The organism is Rhodococcus sp. MSC1_016 (assembly GCF_023667485.2).
Classification (GTDB): domain Bacteria; phylum Actinomycetota; class Actinomycetes; order Mycobacteriales; family Mycobacteriaceae; genus Rhodococcus_F; species Rhodococcus_F oxybenzonivorans.
The window spans coordinates 96,233-112,342 of sequence record NZ_JAMOZI020000003.1 but is presented as its reverse complement, the minus strand read 5'-3'; the positions used below and the strand labels follow the sequence as shown (position 1 = coordinate 112,342).

14 protein-coding genes and 3 pseudogenes are annotated in these 16,110 nt (G+C 63.6%); 9 read left to right on the top strand and 8 right to left on the bottom strand.

The window, feature by feature from the left end:
* Positions 1-88: 88 nt before the first annotated feature.
* The 3 genes and pseudogenes from L1080_RS37730 to L1080_RS37720 all read right to left on the bottom strand — a co-directional run.
* Positions 89-383: pseudogene (locus L1080_RS37730) on the bottom strand (transposase); the annotation flags it as partial.
* Positions 384-711: 328 nt separating this feature from the next.
* The gene (locus tag L1080_RS37725) at positions 712-1,107 is read right to left on the bottom strand and encodes an IS3 family transposase (RefSeq protein ID WP_109336420.1); all 396 of its coding nucleotides are present in this window, start codon (positions 1,105-1,107) and stop codon (positions 712-714) included.
* A complete protein-coding gene (locus L1080_RS37720; RefSeq protein WP_250775884.1) occupies positions 1,107-1,475 on the bottom strand; it encodes a transposase in 369 nt (122 codons plus the stop codon). The genes L1080_RS37725 and L1080_RS37720 overlap by 1 nt, the downstream gene beginning before the upstream one ends.
* A gap of 225 nt (positions 1,476-1,700) precedes the next feature.
* Between L1080_RS37720 and L1080_RS37715 the strand changes: the two genes are divergently transcribed.
* Positions 1,701-1,862, top strand: coding sequence for a hypothetical protein (locus L1080_RS37715; RefSeq protein WP_162603431.1), 162 nt, complete (start codon positions 1,701-1,703; stop codon positions 1,860-1,862).
* A gap of 227 nt (positions 1,863-2,089) precedes the next feature.
* Here L1080_RS37715 and L1080_RS37710 read toward each other — a convergent pair whose 3' ends face one another.
* A complete protein-coding gene (locus L1080_RS37710) occupies positions 2,090-3,100 on the bottom strand; it encodes a helix-turn-helix domain-containing protein (RefSeq protein ID WP_109336422.1) in 1,011 nt (336 codons plus the stop codon).
* Between the two features lie 151 nt (positions 3,101-3,251).
* Here L1080_RS37710 and L1080_RS37705 point away from each other — a divergent pair, with 151 nt between their 5' ends.
* The 6 genes from L1080_RS37705 to L1080_RS37680 all read left to right on the top strand — a co-directional run bounded on the left by L1080_RS37705 (position 3,252) and on the right by L1080_RS37680 (position 9,892).
* Positions 3,252-3,572, top strand: coding sequence for a 2Fe-2S iron-sulfur cluster-binding protein (locus tag L1080_RS37705; protein ID WP_109336470.1), 321 nt, complete (start codon positions 3,252-3,254; stop codon positions 3,570-3,572).
* 22 nt (positions 3,573-3,594) lie between these two features.
* A complete protein-coding gene (locus tag L1080_RS37700) occupies positions 3,595-4,983 on the top strand; it encodes a cytochrome P450 (protein ID WP_109336423.1) in 1,389 nt (462 codons plus the stop codon).
* The gene (locus L1080_RS37695) at positions 4,980-6,188 is read left to right on the top strand and encodes an NAD(P)/FAD-dependent oxidoreductase (RefSeq protein WP_109336424.1); all 1,209 of its coding nucleotides are present in this window, start codon (positions 4,980-4,982) and stop codon (positions 6,186-6,188) included. The genes L1080_RS37700 and L1080_RS37695 overlap by 4 nt, the downstream gene beginning before the upstream one ends.
* 233 nt (positions 6,189-6,421) lie before the next feature.
* Positions 6,422-7,147, top strand: coding sequence for a transglutaminase-like domain-containing protein (locus L1080_RS37690; RefSeq protein ID WP_109336471.1), 726 nt, complete (start codon positions 6,422-6,424; stop codon positions 7,145-7,147).
* Between the two features lie 842 nt (positions 7,148-7,989).
* Positions 7,990-9,051: a BtrH N-terminal domain-containing protein gene (locus tag L1080_RS37685; protein ID WP_109336425.1), complete on the top strand. Its 1,062-nt coding sequence runs from the start codon at positions 7,990-7,992 to the stop codon at positions 9,049-9,051.
* Between the two features lie 313 nt (positions 9,052-9,364).
* Complete coding sequence (locus L1080_RS37680; RefSeq protein WP_109336426.1) at positions 9,365-9,892, top strand: PaaI family thioesterase; 528 nt, start codon at positions 9,365-9,367, stop codon at positions 9,890-9,892.
* Between the two features lie 87 nt (positions 9,893-9,979).
* Here the strand turns inward: L1080_RS37680 and L1080_RS37675 are convergent.
* Positions 9,980-10,483 (bottom strand): annotated as a pseudogene (locus tag L1080_RS37675) (transposase); the annotation flags it as partial.
* On the opposite strand from L1080_RS37675, the pseudogene L1080_RS37670 reads away from it, so the two are divergent.
* Positions 10,472-10,669: pseudogene (locus L1080_RS37670) on the top strand (peptide transporter); the annotation flags it as partial. The pseudogenes L1080_RS37675 and L1080_RS37670 overlap by 12 nt on opposite strands.
* Here the strand turns inward: L1080_RS37670 and L1080_RS37665 are convergent.
* A complete protein-coding gene (locus tag L1080_RS37665) occupies positions 10,655-10,918 on the bottom strand; it encodes a hypothetical protein (RefSeq protein WP_162603432.1) in 264 nt (87 codons plus the stop codon). The pseudogene L1080_RS37670 and the gene L1080_RS37665 sit on opposite strands and share 15 nt — an antisense overlap.
* Before the next feature lie 491 nt (positions 10,919-11,409).
* On the opposite strand from L1080_RS37665, the gene L1080_RS37660 reads away from it, so the two are divergent.
* Positions 11,410-11,682, top strand: a complete 273-nt coding sequence (locus L1080_RS37660; protein ID WP_250775882.1) for a hypothetical protein — start codon at positions 11,410-11,412, stop codon at positions 11,680-11,682.
* Positions 11,683-11,887: 205 nt separating this feature from the next.
* Here L1080_RS37660 and L1080_RS37655 read toward each other — a convergent pair whose 3' ends face one another.
* Positions 11,888-14,644 carry a DEAD/DEAH box helicase gene (locus L1080_RS37655; protein WP_109336427.1) on the bottom strand — a complete coding sequence of 919 codons (2,757 nt, stop codon included), beginning with the start codon at positions 14,642-14,644 and terminating at the stop codon, positions 11,888-11,890.
* A 668-nt stretch (positions 14,645-15,312) separates the two neighbouring features.
* Positions 15,313-16,029 (bottom strand): HNH endonuclease family protein, encoded by a 717-nt coding sequence (locus L1080_RS37650; RefSeq protein WP_109336428.1) that lies wholly within the window; start codon positions 16,027-16,029, stop codon positions 15,313-15,315.
* Between the last annotated feature and the right edge of the window lie 81 nt (positions 16,030-16,110).

The window sequence follows — 16,110 nt, the reverse complement described above, 5'->3', positions numbered from 1 at the left end:
GTCAGGCCTGTGTCTCTGGCACATCGGTTTAGTTCTGACTCAGGGTGATCCGGCCTGCGAATGTGGTCGCGAATGCGTTCAGTGCCGGCGTGCCCGGCGCAGAATCTCGCGTTCGAGCTGCCATTCCTTCTCCGCACCCCGCAGCCGAGCATTCTCCGAGCGCAGCCGCGCGAGCTCGTCCGACTCGGTCCCGTCGGCGCCGGTACTGCGGTCCTGCGACGGCCCGTTACGGGCGGTGTCCTTGCGAACCCACGTCCGCAGCGTCTCGCCAGTGATCCCAGGTCCGCAGCCACCACAGCGTATGTGCGTTTACCGTCGGCCGCGCGATACAACGCGACCGCGTCCTTCCGGAATTCCTCCGGGTACAGAGACGGGCGTCCCACCTCGACATCCTTCTGGCTCTCCATTGGAACCATTGTCAGGGGTGTCCACTGCAAGGGTGCAGCCTCAGCGGTCAGGTGAGCCGTGTATTCCCCACCCCGGTCCGAGTGCAGGATCGTCTCACGACACCACCCACCGCGCGCAGCCACGGCGCGGTCGATGGCTGTCGTGACCATCTCGGCACCGATGTGATCAGCAATGCTGTATCCCAACACTTTCCGCCGAATGGCCGTCCCGGATTGCACAAGAACATGTCACCTTCACCGGAGGTGAGATAGGTGACGTCGGTGAGCCAGACGGCATCGAGTCGGCCCTGGTCGAAGTGCTCGATCAGATCCGGCGGGAACGACGCCTGCGGATCGACCACCGTCGTCTTGACCTTGAACGTGCGCGGACTGATGCCCTCCATGCCTTCGAGGCCATGATCTTGGCCACCGTCTTCTTGTTCACCACCTCGCCGTGAGCACGCAACTCGGCCGTGACCCGCGGAGACCCGTAGGTTCCCTTCGAATCCTTGTGGATCTCGACGATCTTGACTTCGAGGTCGGCGCGACGCTGCTGTCCCGGCGTCAACACCGTGGTAGCTCTACGTTTGATGTACTGGTAGTAGCCAGATGTGGACACTGTCAGCAGTCGCGCCATCCGCGTGATCGAAAAGCGCTCACCTTCCGGTGCGGCGGTACCGGCGGTCTCCGCAATGTCGTCGGGGCCGGCGTACTTCACCATCAGATCGAACCGGGTCGATTCTTCTGCGTCGCAGCATAAGCCGAGGCTTTTACCAGGAAAGCGTTGTCTTTCTCGAGCTCGCCGACCTGCCGTCGCAATCGCAGCAACTCGGCGCGTTCGGCCGTGTCCAGAGGTTTTTCTCCATGGACCTCGGCGGCAGCGATCCTGCGTCGCTCGACTTTGACCCACTCACCCAACAGGCTCTCGCTCAGGCCCAGCTCCCGGGCCACTTCTGCGATGGTACGGCCGGAATCGATCACACGATGGGCGGCCTCGACCTTGTACTCGGCCGTGAACGACCGACGCTTGCGAGGAGGCATACGGACATCCTTCCAGCGGGACTGGAGTCCCGCTAACTCGATGTCCACTTTTCGGGGGGAACCTCAGACAACACCGCCACCGAACCCGCTCAGGAGGTGACCCAAGCGGCGCTGACCGCATAACCACCCGACGAAGACTCACGCGACGACGTCATACACCACCACCCAGGACTTTGACCCCCGGTAGGCGTGGACTCCTGCTTAGAAGATGTTTGGGCCGTGGCCGCGATGGTCAGTCACCTGGTGACCCCAGGATGTGGACCGACAGGAGCGATGACGATGGCATGGACGTTGCGGATCGTCGTGGCCGTCCGGCTGGTCAAGCAGCGCTCCACGATGGTCAAGCGCCGGGACGCGGTCTATGCCCGGCTCGATGCGTTGGTCGAGTTGCTCGGGCCCAGGAACAGGCGTCAGAACGCGGCTGCCGCCCGGTGATGGCCGCCGCGACCGAGGTGACCGCAGCGAGCACGTTATCGAGGCGGCCAGGTTGTTGCGGGGTGGTGCCGGAGAAGCCGTTGTCGATGAAGATCCGTTCGCGGGGGACGTCGAGCGCGAGAAGCCGGGCACGGGTTCGATCGGTCATCAGATCAGCCGTTGTTCCGACAGTCCACCGAGGAGCCGAGGCGAAGCCAAAGTCTCCGGACTCCCCGGGCAGCTCAGCGTTATGTGCGCCGGAACTCGCTCGGGGAGCGGCCGGTCCATCGCTTGAAGGTGTGTGAGAAGTTGGTGAGGTCGCTGTATCCGAGATCCGTGGCGATCTCACTCACCGACATTGATCGGTCGAGTAGCCGCAGCATCGCGCGTTCGCGCAGGAATGACTGGTGCAACCCGCGAAAGGTGGTCCCCTCCTCGGCAAGGCGCCGCTTGAGTGTGCTGGTGGATATCGACAGCTCGTGCGCGACCCACTGGCTACTTCTCTGTCCGGGGTCCTTCTCCAACAGCCGTCTCACCTTCTCCGAGAACGACGTGGTTCCGCTGCGCTGGTCGAGAGTTCGTTGCAGATCGGCGATGGCGTGTCGATACGCGACGGGATCAGAGAACCGGCAGACCTCGTTGAGAGTGTCAGCGGGGATGTGGAGGAACGACATCGGAGCGTCGAAGAACAGGCGCCCGGCTAGCATGTCCTCGTAATTGGTCGGGAAGGCGGGCGCTGGCCAACTCAAGTGGAGTGTAACGGTCTGCACCTCGCCGGCGAGCATGTCAAGCAGTCGCAGTAGCGCCGACCCACTGTAGGTGACGACCAGGCAGTCCAGGGCCGAATCACGTGTGTGTCCGGTGAGCCCGACGGTGAGGCCGTGCTCACTTGGGTGAAACTGGGGGCTGACCGCTGTCGAAATCAACGGCAGATAGGTGAGCAGCTCCACGATCTCGGCCACTGAGCCTGCGCTGACCAACGGAAAACTCAACGGGCCGAAGGACGTCAATTGGGCCTGTTCAGCGAACGCGAAACCGAGCAGGGTTGCCTGGTCGACATCGAGTTCGGGGTAGACCTCCCGAAACCACCGTAACGGGACCTGGGTGTCACGCTGGATCAGCGTCGCCTCGTCGGTTCCTTCGCGTGCCATGATGTTACGAAGCCGTGCGACGGCGTCTGGGTCGAGCGCTTGGCTCTCGAGCAGCTGCACGAACACGAGCGGGGGCACACCCGCGTCATTGGGGCACGCCCGCGTCATTGGGGCACGCCCCTCGTCACTGATGTTCACCATCGTCTCGCTGAGCCAAATTCACAAGTTTCTGACTCTGTCGAACATAGTCGTAGGTGCTCATCTTCGACAAGACTTCTACCAAGTATTCACATTGAGGACTACATATCAGGAGTTGACTATGGCAGTTGTCACTTTTGTCTCCCACGACGGCGAGACGCATGAGGCGGCTTTGGTGGAAGGTCAGTCGCTGATGCAGGTTGCTACCGATAATGCGGTGCCCGGGATCGATGGGGACTGTGGTGGAGAAACGGCGTGCGGGACCTGCCATGTGATCGTCGATCCGCAATGGTCCGACGTGGTGGGCCTCTCGGGTGCCGATGAAGAAGAGATGCTCGCGATGAACCCTGAGCGGCAACCTACCTCTCGGCTGTCCTGCCAGATGGTGGGCTCAGAGGAATGGGACGGCTTGGTCGTCCGAACACCCGAGTTCCAACTGTGACGACGAAAGGCAGGTAAGACGCGTGAAGGTTTCCGAGACGATCGGCGACAAGGTTCAGTCGGCCATCCCGATGGATCTGCAGATCCGGGGCGCACACCTCTATGACAAGACCCGACGCTGGGTGACCGGAACGAATGGGACGAAGATGTTCGTCGAGAGCCCCATCCCGCCGGTCGAGGATGTCGAACTCGCCGACATCGACCTCAGCAACCCTTTCCTCTATCGGCAGGGGCGTTGGCAGTCGTACTTCGAGCGCGTGCGTAACGAGGCGCCAGTGCACTACCAGCCCAACAGTGCGTTCGGTCCGTTCTGGTCCGTCACTCGCCATGCCGACATCGTGGCCGTCGACAAGAATCATGCGGTGTTTTCCGCCGAACCGTTCATCGTCATCGGTGTCCCGCCTCGCTTTCTCGATATCGAGATGTTCATCGCGATGGATCCGCCTCGCCACGACAGGCAGCGGGCCGCGGTTCAGGGTGTGGTCGCACCGAAAAACCTGCGTGAGATGGAGGGGCTCATTCGATCGCGCGTTCAGGAGGTGCTGGACAACCTGCCCGTGGATCAGCCATTCGACTGGGTTCAGAATGTCTCGATCGAGCTGACCGCTCGGATGCTCGCGACTCTCCTGGACTTCCCGTACGAGCAGCGTCGCAAGCTCGTCTACTGGTCCGATCTCGCGACCTCGATGGAGCAAGCCAACGGCGGTCCCTCGGACAACGACGAGGTGTTCGAAGGCATGCGCGACATGGCGCGCGGTCTCAGCGCGCTATGGCACGACAAGGCGGCCCGGACAGCTGCCGGGGAGGAACCCGGCTTCGATCTGATCACCATGTTGCAGAGCAACGAGAGCACTAAGGACCTGATCGACCGCCCGATGGAGTTCTTGGGCAACCTTGTGTTGCTGATCGTCGGAGGGAACGACACGACCCGGAACTCGATGAGCGGCGGTGTCCTTGCGCTGAACCGGTTCCCAGACCAGTTCGAGAAGCTGAAGGCCAATCCCGGCCTGATCCCCAACATGAACTCGGAGATCATCAGGTGGCAGACACCGTTGGCTTACATGCGCCGAATTGCAAAGGCCGACACCGTCTTGAACGGGCAGTTCATCCGCAAGGGTGACAAGGTAGTGATGTGGTACGCCTCGGGCAACCGCGACGAGCGTGTGTTCGAGCGACCCGATGACTTCATCATCGACCGGGCCAACGCCCGCAACCACATCGCCTTCGGGTTCGGCGTACACCGGTGCATGGGCAACCGACTGGCCGAGATGCAGCTGCGAATTCTCTGGGAGGAGTTGCTCCCCCGCTTCGAGAACATCGAGGTCGTCGGCGAACCCGAGTACGTGCAGTCCAACTTCGTGAGGGGTATCAGCAAGATGATGGTGCGCCTCACCCCGAAATCCGGCACATGACATCGCAGCGAGCCCTCATCATCGGTGCCAGCCATGCCGGAGCCCAACTCGCGGCGAGTCTGCGCCAGGAAGGGTGGAGCGGTGAGATCGTCCTTATCGGCGACGAGTCGGCGGCTCCGTATCAACGCCCCCCGTTGTCGAAGGCCTACCTGGCCGGCAAACGTGTACTCGACGAGATCACCATCCGCAGTGCGGACTTCTACTCCAAGCAGCGAATCCAGCTTCTGGACGCGCACGTGGAGGCGATCGACCGCTCGGCTGGGCACATCGTTCTGAGCACCGGCGAAACACTGACATACGACAAGCTCGCGCTGTGCACGGGAGCCCGCCCTCGTCAGCTCCGAGTTCCTGGGGCCGAGCTCGCCGGGGTCCATTACCTTCGGACCGCCGCAGACGTCGAGATGATCCGCACGTCCGCCACCCCCGGGCGGCGGGTGGTGATCGTCGGGGGCGGCTACATCGGACTTGAGACGGCCGCCTCGCTGCGGGCACTGGACCTGGAAGTCACCGTGCTCGAAGCAACCACTCGCGTCCTCGAGCGGGTCACTGCTCCCGACGTATCGACGTTCTTCGAACGGATCCACCGAGAGGAGGGCGTCGACATCCGAACGAACGCGAGGGTCGATGCCCTGACCGGTGACCGTACAGTCCGTGAAGTGACTCTGGACAGTGGTGAATCAATTCCTGCCGACCTCATCATCGTCGGCATCGGCGTCGAACCGAACACCGACCTCGCCGACGCTGCGGGTCTCGTGGTCGACAACGGCGTCGTGATCGACGACCATGCCCGGACCGAGGATCCCGACATCGTGGCCGCCGGAGATTGCACAAGCCACGACATGGCCCGTTACGGCCGCCGTATACGCATGGAGTCCGTGTCGAGTGCGGGGGAGCAGGCCAAGGTCGCCGCCTCGACCGTCTGTGGAAAATCTAGGAAGATCGCGGCACTTCCCTGGTTCTGGTCAGACCAATACGATCTCAAGCTGCAGATCGCCGGTCTCAACACCGGTTACGACGAAGTCGTCTTCAGCGGTGACCCCACCCGGGACCGCGACTTCAGTTGCTTCTACCTACGCGGTGGCAAGCTCATCGCCGCCGACTGCATCAACCGCCCCCGCGACTTCATGTTCAGCAAGCGAGCCATCATGCAGCAACTTCCCGTCGATAGGGCCGAGCTGATGCTCGGCGGACTTGCCCGCAGTTGATCGATCGTGGGTGTTGGATACGACGAGCAGCGACCGTGTTTCGGAAAGGAACATCAATTGACGACCGTGATCCGCCACCCTCGTCGAGCGGGGTGGGGCCCGGAGGGTGAAGCGATTCGGCACCACATGCTACGCACCTACACCTGGCCGATCCCCGATCGACATGAGGGGAAATGGGGCGACACATCGCTCCCCATCCCGGGCGGCGGGTTGCCAATCGCGTCGGGGCGCAGATGAAGCAGACACCGGTGGTGTACTTGGGGGCGACCGAATTCCTCGACATCGATCACGAGTCCGTCCGGGCGTTCACCGCCGCCGCGATTGGCGATGCGAGCACCGACCGGGACAAGGCGAAGCGCCTCTTCGCCGCCGTCCGCGACCAGATCTGGTACGACCCCTACACAGTCTCAGAGGATCCCGCCCACTATCGAGCGAGTTTTGTCCTCGAGGCCGGGCGAGCCTATTGCGTCCCGAAGGCGGTGCTCTTGACCGCGGTGTGCCGCGCGGCACGGATTCCGGCGCTGCTGGGCTTCGCTGACGTCCGCAATCACCTGCAGACCGAAACGTTGCGAGTGCTCATGGGCGGCACGGACCTGTTCGTCTATCACGGCTACAGCCATCTCTACATCGACGGCCGGTGGTTGAAGGCGACGCCTGCGTTCAACACCGAATTGTGTGCGCGTTTCGGTGTACCGCCGGTGGATTTCGACGGCGATCGCGACGCCCTCCTGCACGCCTTCACCGCCGACGGAGCCCAGCATATGGAGTACGTCCGCCAGCGCGGCGTCTTCGACGACCTGCCTTTGAACGCGATCCTGACCGAGCTTCGGCATACCTATGGACCGCTGACGCTTAAGGGCACTCACGGGACCGCTGACGCTTTCACCGACACACCCACCAACCACACCCAGCCCGACAGGATCTCCCGCGGGCCCCGCTCATCCCTGGAGACCCGATGAGCACGGCGACCACAGCGGACACCTTGGATGTGCGTAACCCAGCCGACAACCGGCACGTCGCAACTGTCCCTGTGGATGACCGTGAGAACGTGAATGGCATCGCGGCTGATCTCCGCCGCGCCCAGGTCGGGGCCGAAGCTGGCCCGAGGCAACGCGCCAGGTGGTTGCATCGCTGGCGGGACTGGATCCTGGACGCCTCACCGACCTGTTGCAAGCCGAAACGGGCAAGGTGCGCCCTGACGCCCCGGTGGAGACGACAGCGTCGTGTGAGTTCATTACCTACTACGCCAACCCATGCCGAGGAGTTTCTCACTGGCGAGCAGGTCAGGTCCTCGGGTCTGCTGAGACTGTCGAAGCGACTGTCCACCACCTACCACCCGTACCCGGTCGTCGCTCATCACGCCGTGGAACTCCGGTCACCCTGTTCCTCATGGACGCAGCGCCCGGGTTGGCTGCCGGAAGCGCGGTCCTGGTGAAGTCCTCGGGGACGCCACTGATGTGTGCGGGTCATCGAGGGCTGGCACGAGATCGGAGCCCTTTGGTTCTGGCGAAGCGGGTGCGTCGGTGGTGGACGCCGTTGACTTCGTGCAGTTCACCGAGCGACAGCCGTTCTGATCGAAAACCCGCGTCCTTCGTGCGCGTCACCCGCCTCGCCGGGGCATGGTCGCGGCGATGAAGTTCGTCCCCGGACAGCTTGCCGGCAGGCTCGGCTCTGGGCACGGACACGGTGTTCCTCGATGAGGTCGACGTCGCGGCCCGCCAAGCTACCTGGACAGAATCCGAAACAACTGAACCAGTCTTCGAAATCCATCATCCACCCATCCACTCGAAGGGGAAGTCACATGCCCTGCAGGACCCTGATCAAGGACTATCCACATCAGATAGGGGGGCACTGTGGTTCGGGCGCGATGCGAGATCTTCTGCACTGGCATGGCTTGGGGTGGGACGGACCGCCCGATGAAGGTCTGGTGTTCGCGCTCGGCGGCGCGCTGGGGCTGTCCTACCTCCGATCGAGCGATCTGGTTCCACCGCTGTACCTGGTGGGACGAGGCGCCGACTTCGAAATCGACCTACCTTGCCGGCTCGGCGCAAAGGTCCAAGTTCTTACGACCGACGATCCCAGGGAGGGATGGTCGTGGGTTCGCGACGAGATCGACGCAGGCAGACCCAGCCTGGTGTGGGGCGACATCGCCGAGCTCCCCTACCTGCGGGTCCAGTTACAGATGAGTCGCCACGACATCGTGGTGATCGGCTACGACGAGGCCAAGCGGATTGCCTTTGTCGTGGACAATGACCGCGCCGAGGTGCAGGAGGTCCCGCTCGAGGCCCTGGCTCGGGCGCGGTCCTCGACGTCGTTCCCGCAACCGACGCGCCACTGCACCTACCGCATCACCTGGCCGGGCGCGCTGCCCGACGTGGCGGGCGTGGCGGCAGAGGCATTTCGCCAGTCCGCCGCCAGCATGCGCCGCCCGTCGCAGCCTGGGATCGTCGATCTCACGACAGCGGCGGGCGGGGCCGAGGGCTTAGATGCGGTCGTGCAGCTGGCGGCCGACATTCAGACCTGGGGAGATCTTCCGGAAGACGACCTCGAGATCCTCCTGTTCAGCCTGAGCGCTTTCATCGATAAGGCCGGCACCGGCGGCGGGCTGTTCCGCCGGTTGCTCGCCGATGGCAGCGCGGATATCGCACGCCTGACCGGCGACCTCGCCACCGCAGACCTCGTCGTCGCCGCCAGCCGTTGTGCGCAGGCATGGACGGCGACTGCACGTGCCGGGATCCAGCGCGACGTTGATGTGCGAGCTCGCCTTGACGGGGTGGCCTTGTCGGCTAGCCAGCTGCCGGAACTTGAGTTGGACTTGGTCGAGTCCCTGGAGTCTGCTTCAAGCTCGCTGACAGCACGCTGAAGACGAAAGGCAGTCAGCGAAATCTAGAATTTCTTTCCAGTCAGACATCTGGGTAGGACGGAGCAGAGAATTGATACGCATAGTTGGAGTTCATGACCCCGGCGACTATCGCGCGCACTACGGCACCGGTGGAGGTGCCCAGGACGATGGGAGACTGATCTCCTCGTGGGCGGCACACCTCGCCGGCGAGGGCAAAGTGGAGTTGCGTCAAAGGCTGCCGGCGCTCTTCCCCGGAGTGTGCCGGGTGTATTTGCCTAGCGGTCACACTCGCGATCGGCGTTGGGCGCATTTCGTCGACAGGGAGGTCTGAACCATGGGCAAGGCTTCGGATGCGGTCAGTGGGTCGTCCGACCCCGACGTGGAGGACTGGGTGCGCTCGTTCCGGTTCCCGGAATCTGGCTCGCCTGAGTTGCCGCCTCACCATCCCAATTGTCTTGGTTGTGGGCCGGCGAACCCGCACGGGCATCGCCTGTCGGTACGGCGTTGCGGAGACGGCGTCCACGCCCATCACCGTTTCGACTCCCGCCACGTCGGCGCCCCAACGATCGCCCACGGCGGTGCGGTCGCCACCGTCCTCGACGACCTGTTCGGATTCCTGCTCTACACCGTGGGAGAACTCGCCGTCACCCGCCACCTCGCCATCGACTACCTCGCCCCGGTCCTGCTCGACACCCCCTACACCCTCCGCGCCCACATCCACGCCCGCGACGGCCGCAAACTACACCTGCGAGCCACCATCGAAAACGACCACGCCCACGTGGTCACCACCGCCACCGCCCTGTTCCTCATCGTCGACATCGACCACTTCCTGACCACAACACACCAACCCCACCACCGGTAACACCCCCAGATTGCGGCAATGCCCACGCACACGAAGACACACAACGCCGCAGATGGACACACCCCTTGTGACGGGACTGTAACTCTCGTTCCAGTATCTGCGGGACGCGTACCGAAACGTGTTGTTAAGCAGTGGATGACACATGTCTGGACAATCGTTCGATCCCACACCGCGGTGATCGCGTCCGGCAGGCCCTTCAGTCCGTCACACACCACAATGCACACATCGGCGACTGCCCGATGCTTGAGGACGGCGAGCCAGAACTTCCCTCACCGCCGTCACCGGCCCATAGCCCCAGGATGGCGCGTTCCCCGTTCACGGTGACGCCGATCGCGACATAGATCGGCCGGTTGGTGACCTGACCGTCCCGGACCTTGACTGGGGATGCCCCCGCTTGCGGGAGGAGGATGGCGTCGATGAAAATCACCGGGTACACCGGATTCACCGGGTCCAGGGGCCGGACGGACCATTCGGCCATCTCCGCGAGGACTTTGTCAGTGATCTTGCTGCTCGTGGGTGTGGTCCTGAGTAGGCCCCAATTCGGCCACTGATCGTCTCCCTCGACACCGAGGCGCCGTAGATGTCATCGAAGAGGCCAAGGCCGTCGAACTCCTGATCAACGAGTGCGGAACCGTCGACAAGGCGGCACTCAAGCTCAACAAGTCCAAAGCCTGGATTTCGTACCGCCGATCCCTGCTCAAACTCGCCCCCGAGCTGCAAACCGCACTCCGCAAAGGCGAACTCGCCGTCCGCACCGCCCGCTCACTCGCACAGGTCCAGCCCCGATGCCCACGAATCGTCGGCGACACCGTCGACGTCGCGGTATCCCTCGTACTGGCCGAGGACTACTTCGGCGGGGTCGAGCGGGCGGAACGCTCCGATCACCGATTCGCGCGCAGACTGGAGGTCGAGTCGAGGCCTGGGCCGCCGAACAGCAGCGGGAACACACGAAGCCCGATCCGGATCCCACACCAGAAATCGAAAACCGTTTGCCGACAAGACCTCCGGCACTGCACGGAAGGTCACGCGCACCTTCCGCCGCCTGGAGGCCGACCCGACCACGTTCGCCGACGCCCTGGTCGACCACCTCGACGCCGACGGATTGCGAACACTCATCCAGGCGCTCACCGATCGATACTGACTCGGGACCGCCTATTGGGGCTCTTCACCGCGGTGAAGAGCCCCAGCATCGAAATCCTTGTTGCGCAACTGCGCAACTGCGCACGACATCCGACGAACCTAACGTTTTCCGACGAACGTCCGCACGTTTCGTCGACTATGCCTGCGTCTACCAATATCTAGGCGAGCAGTAGCTGACGGTCGCGAACATCCACTTCGTTAGCTGTTACCGAGCCCAACCGACAAGGCAAAACGGGGTGAACGCCATTCTGCGGTCACCAGGGTCCGGTTTGACCTAGGCAATACCGGAAACGTTGCAGATGGCGCGGAGGATGTGCGGTTGATCAGTCGGGCTGTGTGCGGCGACGCGCCTGGCGGCGGACGTGGCGTGCCATGAGATGCGCTCTGTTTTTCTCGCTGCGAAAGATCTCCTGGTTCACTGCCTGTTCAATCATTCCCGGGGCCTCAAGCACACGCTGCGCCGCCAGACGCATCAACTCCGCACGATCGGGGCGGCGAGCTGGTCGATTCCCGCCGGGAGTATGGCCATGTACTTCGGAGAGGTCAGCGCCGACTCTGCCCTCCCCTGCCGCGTCGAAGGCCCGAGAGCGGGAACGGCCGTCCGGAGCCGCCTCGCCGTGCTCGCCGAGGACGTTATTGGCCCCCGCTGATCGGATCCATCCGCGCCACATCAGTATCCGCAATGGCGATCCGACGAACCGTGGAAACACCGCCTCGCCCGGCACACATCTGTGCCTGGCCGCCGCACGTGTTGCGATTGCGTGCCCTTCTAACACTGGCGCACCTCGACGATACTGCCCAGGCCAGATGTTCTCGAGCCCCTCCAACGACATACTTTCCGGGTCCATGGACGTGTCACATTCCGAGACGTTGCTGCTCGACACGCACGAAGTCCGCCGGGGTGGGTTCCACCCCGTCAGCCCACTCCGTCACTACCGCGGCGGCATCTGATTCCTTCGCGTGGCTGCGGCGCGCGTATGCATCGAATAATTCGCTCTTGTGCGCAAGCGTCCTGCGCATCAGTTCGTCGATACTGTCCTTCGCCAGTAACCGGTGCACCTGCACCGTCCGCACCTGTCCCATTCGATGCGCACGCGCGATCGCCTGCACCTCGGTGCTCGGTTTCCACTGCGGTTCGGTGAGGACGACGACCGAGGCCGCCTGAATGTTCAGCCCCACACCTCCCGCCTCGATCTGGGACAGAAGCACCGCGCGGCCGTGGTGCGCGGTGAAATCATCGACCATGCGTTGACGCTCGACGGAGCTGGTGGCGCCGGTGAGTGGACCGAAAACGGTCCCGGGGACCGCAGCGCGAAGTGTCTCGAGGACGGCCCGGAAGTACGAGAACACCAGCACCTTGGTCTGGTTGTCTTCCGCCTCCTCGACGATCTCGACGAGACGGTCGAGTTTCGCCGAGCCGGTCCGGGTGCCCGGAAGGTACGCCGCCTGGCGCATCGCCATGAAATTGCCCTGGGCCACCGCCTCCCGGTACCGCCTCTCGTCGTCACCGCAGAGCTGAACCCAGTCCTCGACCTCGATCAGGTCCGGCAACTCGGTGAGCACGTCAACCTGGTTGCGTCGCAGGTATGCCGGTGCGACGCTCTTGCGAAACGCGGTGGCACCGGCGACTCCGTCCCGCGCATGTATCTGCCGGGCGACACCCGGTTGCACGTATCGGACCAGATTCTGGAACTCCTCCACCCGGTTCTCCATCGGCGTACCGCTGAGCAGGACGGCTCTGCCACTGGATTCGACGACGCCGCGCGCGGCGACGGCACGTTGAGTGGTTGGGTTCTTGATGTAGTGCGCCTCGTCAACAATCACCAGGGCCGGGCGAACGGGAACCCGGATCCGCTTCAGGGTGTCGAAGGTCGTGATCGCAACGCCGCCCTCTCGCGCCCATACCTGCAACTGCATGTCCCGGTCTTGTCCGCGTACCTCGTGGGGGACGAGGCTGGTTTGCTTTCCCGTCTCGTTCGACCAATTCACCAGCACACTGGCCGGACAGATCACCAGGAAATACTTTTCGCCCTGGGCCGCGAGGTGGGCGGCCGCCGCGAGCGCCTGCACGGTCTTCCCCAAGCCCATTTCGTCGCCCAGGATCATCTTGCGGCGGCTCAGGATGTACCCCGCCCCGAACGACTGGTATCCACGCAGAAGAGACCGCATGTAGGTGCGATCGAGCGGGGTCCGCTCGACTTCTCGAACGAACCGTTCACCGACAAATCCATGAGCGGCCCGCTCGTCTCCATCACGCGCGGGAACGAATTGACTCAGCAGGGCATTGACAGCGGCAGCGTCGCTTTCGTATGCCGACCACGGGTCACCCCGCCACTCAGCCGCCGCCAGGACATCGGTGATCTTGGTGTCGAGTTCGGCGAGCGCCGGATCCGCGGCAATCGCCTGCAGTTGCTCCCGCGCGGCCTCCGCGCGCGTGCGCTCGGCCTCGCCGGCGAAGAACATCGCCACTCGTTTACCCGCCCGCTGCGCCGGACCGCGCAGCGGATCGACCTGGGTCCGAAGTTCGGTCAAAGGTGCGCCGATCTCACCGACCAGCGGATCCACCCGCCGGAGCACCAGCAGTAACCGCAGCAGCGAGGTGTCGATCCTCGATCGACGGTCCGGGTCGAGACGGAGCCGAATCCGCTCGCGTGCTCGGGTCCTCTGCGCCATCGCCTCCGTGTAGATCGCGTAAGCCGATTGCGGACCGATGCCAGGAACCGCGTCGAGCGCTGCGGGCGACGACGCCGCAATGTCTGCCACCGTGCGGAATCGGGACGCACCGAGGCTGCCCAACCGTGTCCCCCTCGGCAGCGCGTCCTTCAAGGAACTGGCCGGAAGGTCCCGCAGGGCGGCGTGAGTCCGGTCCTCGATTGCCGCACGCACGTTGGTAGCGAGCTCATCTCTCAGCTTCTGTGGAAGATTCTGCGCGGCCCGGCCCCGGTCGAGTAGCGAGTCCACCAACTTCAGTGCGTGATTGACCGCCGCCCTCGTTGCGGCACCCGGTTTGAGCGCGGGTTCCGGTATGTCCTGCCCTGTCGGTGGCTGTCCGGGCTGAGTGATGGCTCGACCCGAGCTCGGTCGAGTTACCGGGTCGGTGGCGGATCGTTCCGTTGCTGCACGTTCTTCGACGTCCGGTCGCATGGCAGCGGCGCGATTCGCCGCCTCGCGCTGCGCTGCAGCCGCGGAGTCCTCGGCGAACCTCCTCTGCGCCTCGATCGCTGCCCACACCTCCGGAGGAAAGCCGGACATACCCAGGTAGTGAACGAAATGGCTTACGAAGGCAACGTCTTTGCGGTGGAGGACGCCGAACGAGACTTGTTGGTTGTCGCGAGTCGTGATCACTAAAGTGTTGAATCCCAACCCCATGATGTCGAATCGCTGGATGTTTCCGGCGACAACGACCACCCTGGGTCCGCTGGTCGCCACGTCACTCCCGAGGAACGCAAGCACCCTGGCATTGGTGATCGCTAAACCGTCGCATGGGGGATACTTCGCCGTCGTCCTCGCCAGGGCCCACACGAACTCGCCCGGATACATGTGCCGTTCGAGCGCGACCAACCACTTCTGCGCAGTTCTCCGCCTCAATTTCGGGGCAATCTGCAGAGGCATAGTGATCCTGACAGGGCGGCAAGTGTGGTTCAGATTACATCGCTTTCAGCCACCCCGCCGTTTCCATACCGATCGAATCCGTGGGCATGACTGCAGGTCATTCATGGTGCGCCTGCCACTCGGCGACGATGGTTCAGTTGTGCATCCTCCCCAGCCAGCAGGCAAATGCACAGTGGTGTTGTTCAGCATCAGGTAACGAGTGACTGACCGGCCCGATACACCAATCGGGTTGGGGAGAACCTAGGAGCAATCGTGGGAACAACACCATGGGGGCCGTGGCCAGACTCGCTCATAGTCCGCGGGCAAGCGGGCATCGTGCCCATCAAGCAGTTGATTGGACTGGGATCATGATCGGCAACGTGTTCGACCTCGCGGAAATACCGGGAATTTACTTCCCCTTCGTACCGGCATGGAACATGTTCGTAGTCTGGTTCAACCAGTTCTAGCAGGGCGATCTTCTCAGTACCGCCAGGCCCGCGCACCTCGGCGCAGCACACCGGGCGGCAGTCCGTCACCCCGGCCGACGACCATAAGCGCGAAACTGAGCGCAATTCCCTGGCTGTACGGCAGTTTCCCAGGCTCGATAAGACCGCGGCTGTGCGTCCGGCACTTCAGCATGGTCACCGCGGCCCGTCGTGAGTCGAACCCAGCTAGGTCGGGTTCCCCGCTCAGCAGGAGTGCAGGACCTGGCTCATCGCGTCCTTCTCTGCCTGGGTCACCCACAACCGGTACAAGGCTTTCACGTCGATCTGCCGTGAGACGTAGGTGCACCGGTAACTCTTGTTCGGCGGCAACCACGATGCAGCGTCGGAATCGGACTTCTTCGAGTTGGTGGGCCCGTCCACGGCCTGCAGGTTCCGCGGATCATTCGCCAGGTCGCGGCGCTGCTCCGGGCTCAACTGCTGGGCACCCTTCTGCCACGCATCCGACAACGCGACGACGTGATCGATCTGCACCGCGGTCGAAGTGTCCTGCCCGCGGACGAAGGCGATCGTGGTACCGGTGTAGGGGTCAAGCAGAGTGCCGGTCGCGACCACACAGTCCCGCGTACTCGACTTATAGGTCAGGTCCACCAAATCGCGGCGCAAGATGTCATTGCGCGTATCGCACCCGTTGTGGCCGCCCTCGACACCGTTGTCGTCGGACCACGACGGACCGAACTGCTCACGGGTGTACCCGGTCTTCGGGGCGCGGCCCTTGACCGCCAGGGTGTCGAGCTTCGCCAACGCCGGCGCCGCATCAAACCCGGCCGGTGCCGGAGCGGCCGGCGCGTCCCCAAGCGAGCCGGTCCCCGGGTTCGCATCAGCAAGGGCCGAGCACCCAGTCATACCGAGCACGGTGACCGCCCCGAGAGCGAGAAGAGCGGTCCGGGGTCGATGGCGCATACGTTCTGTTCTCCTGTTACCTGTGTGACTGATGTGCACACGAGTATCGCCGGTACCTCCGACAACCGCGGTAGCCGGCCC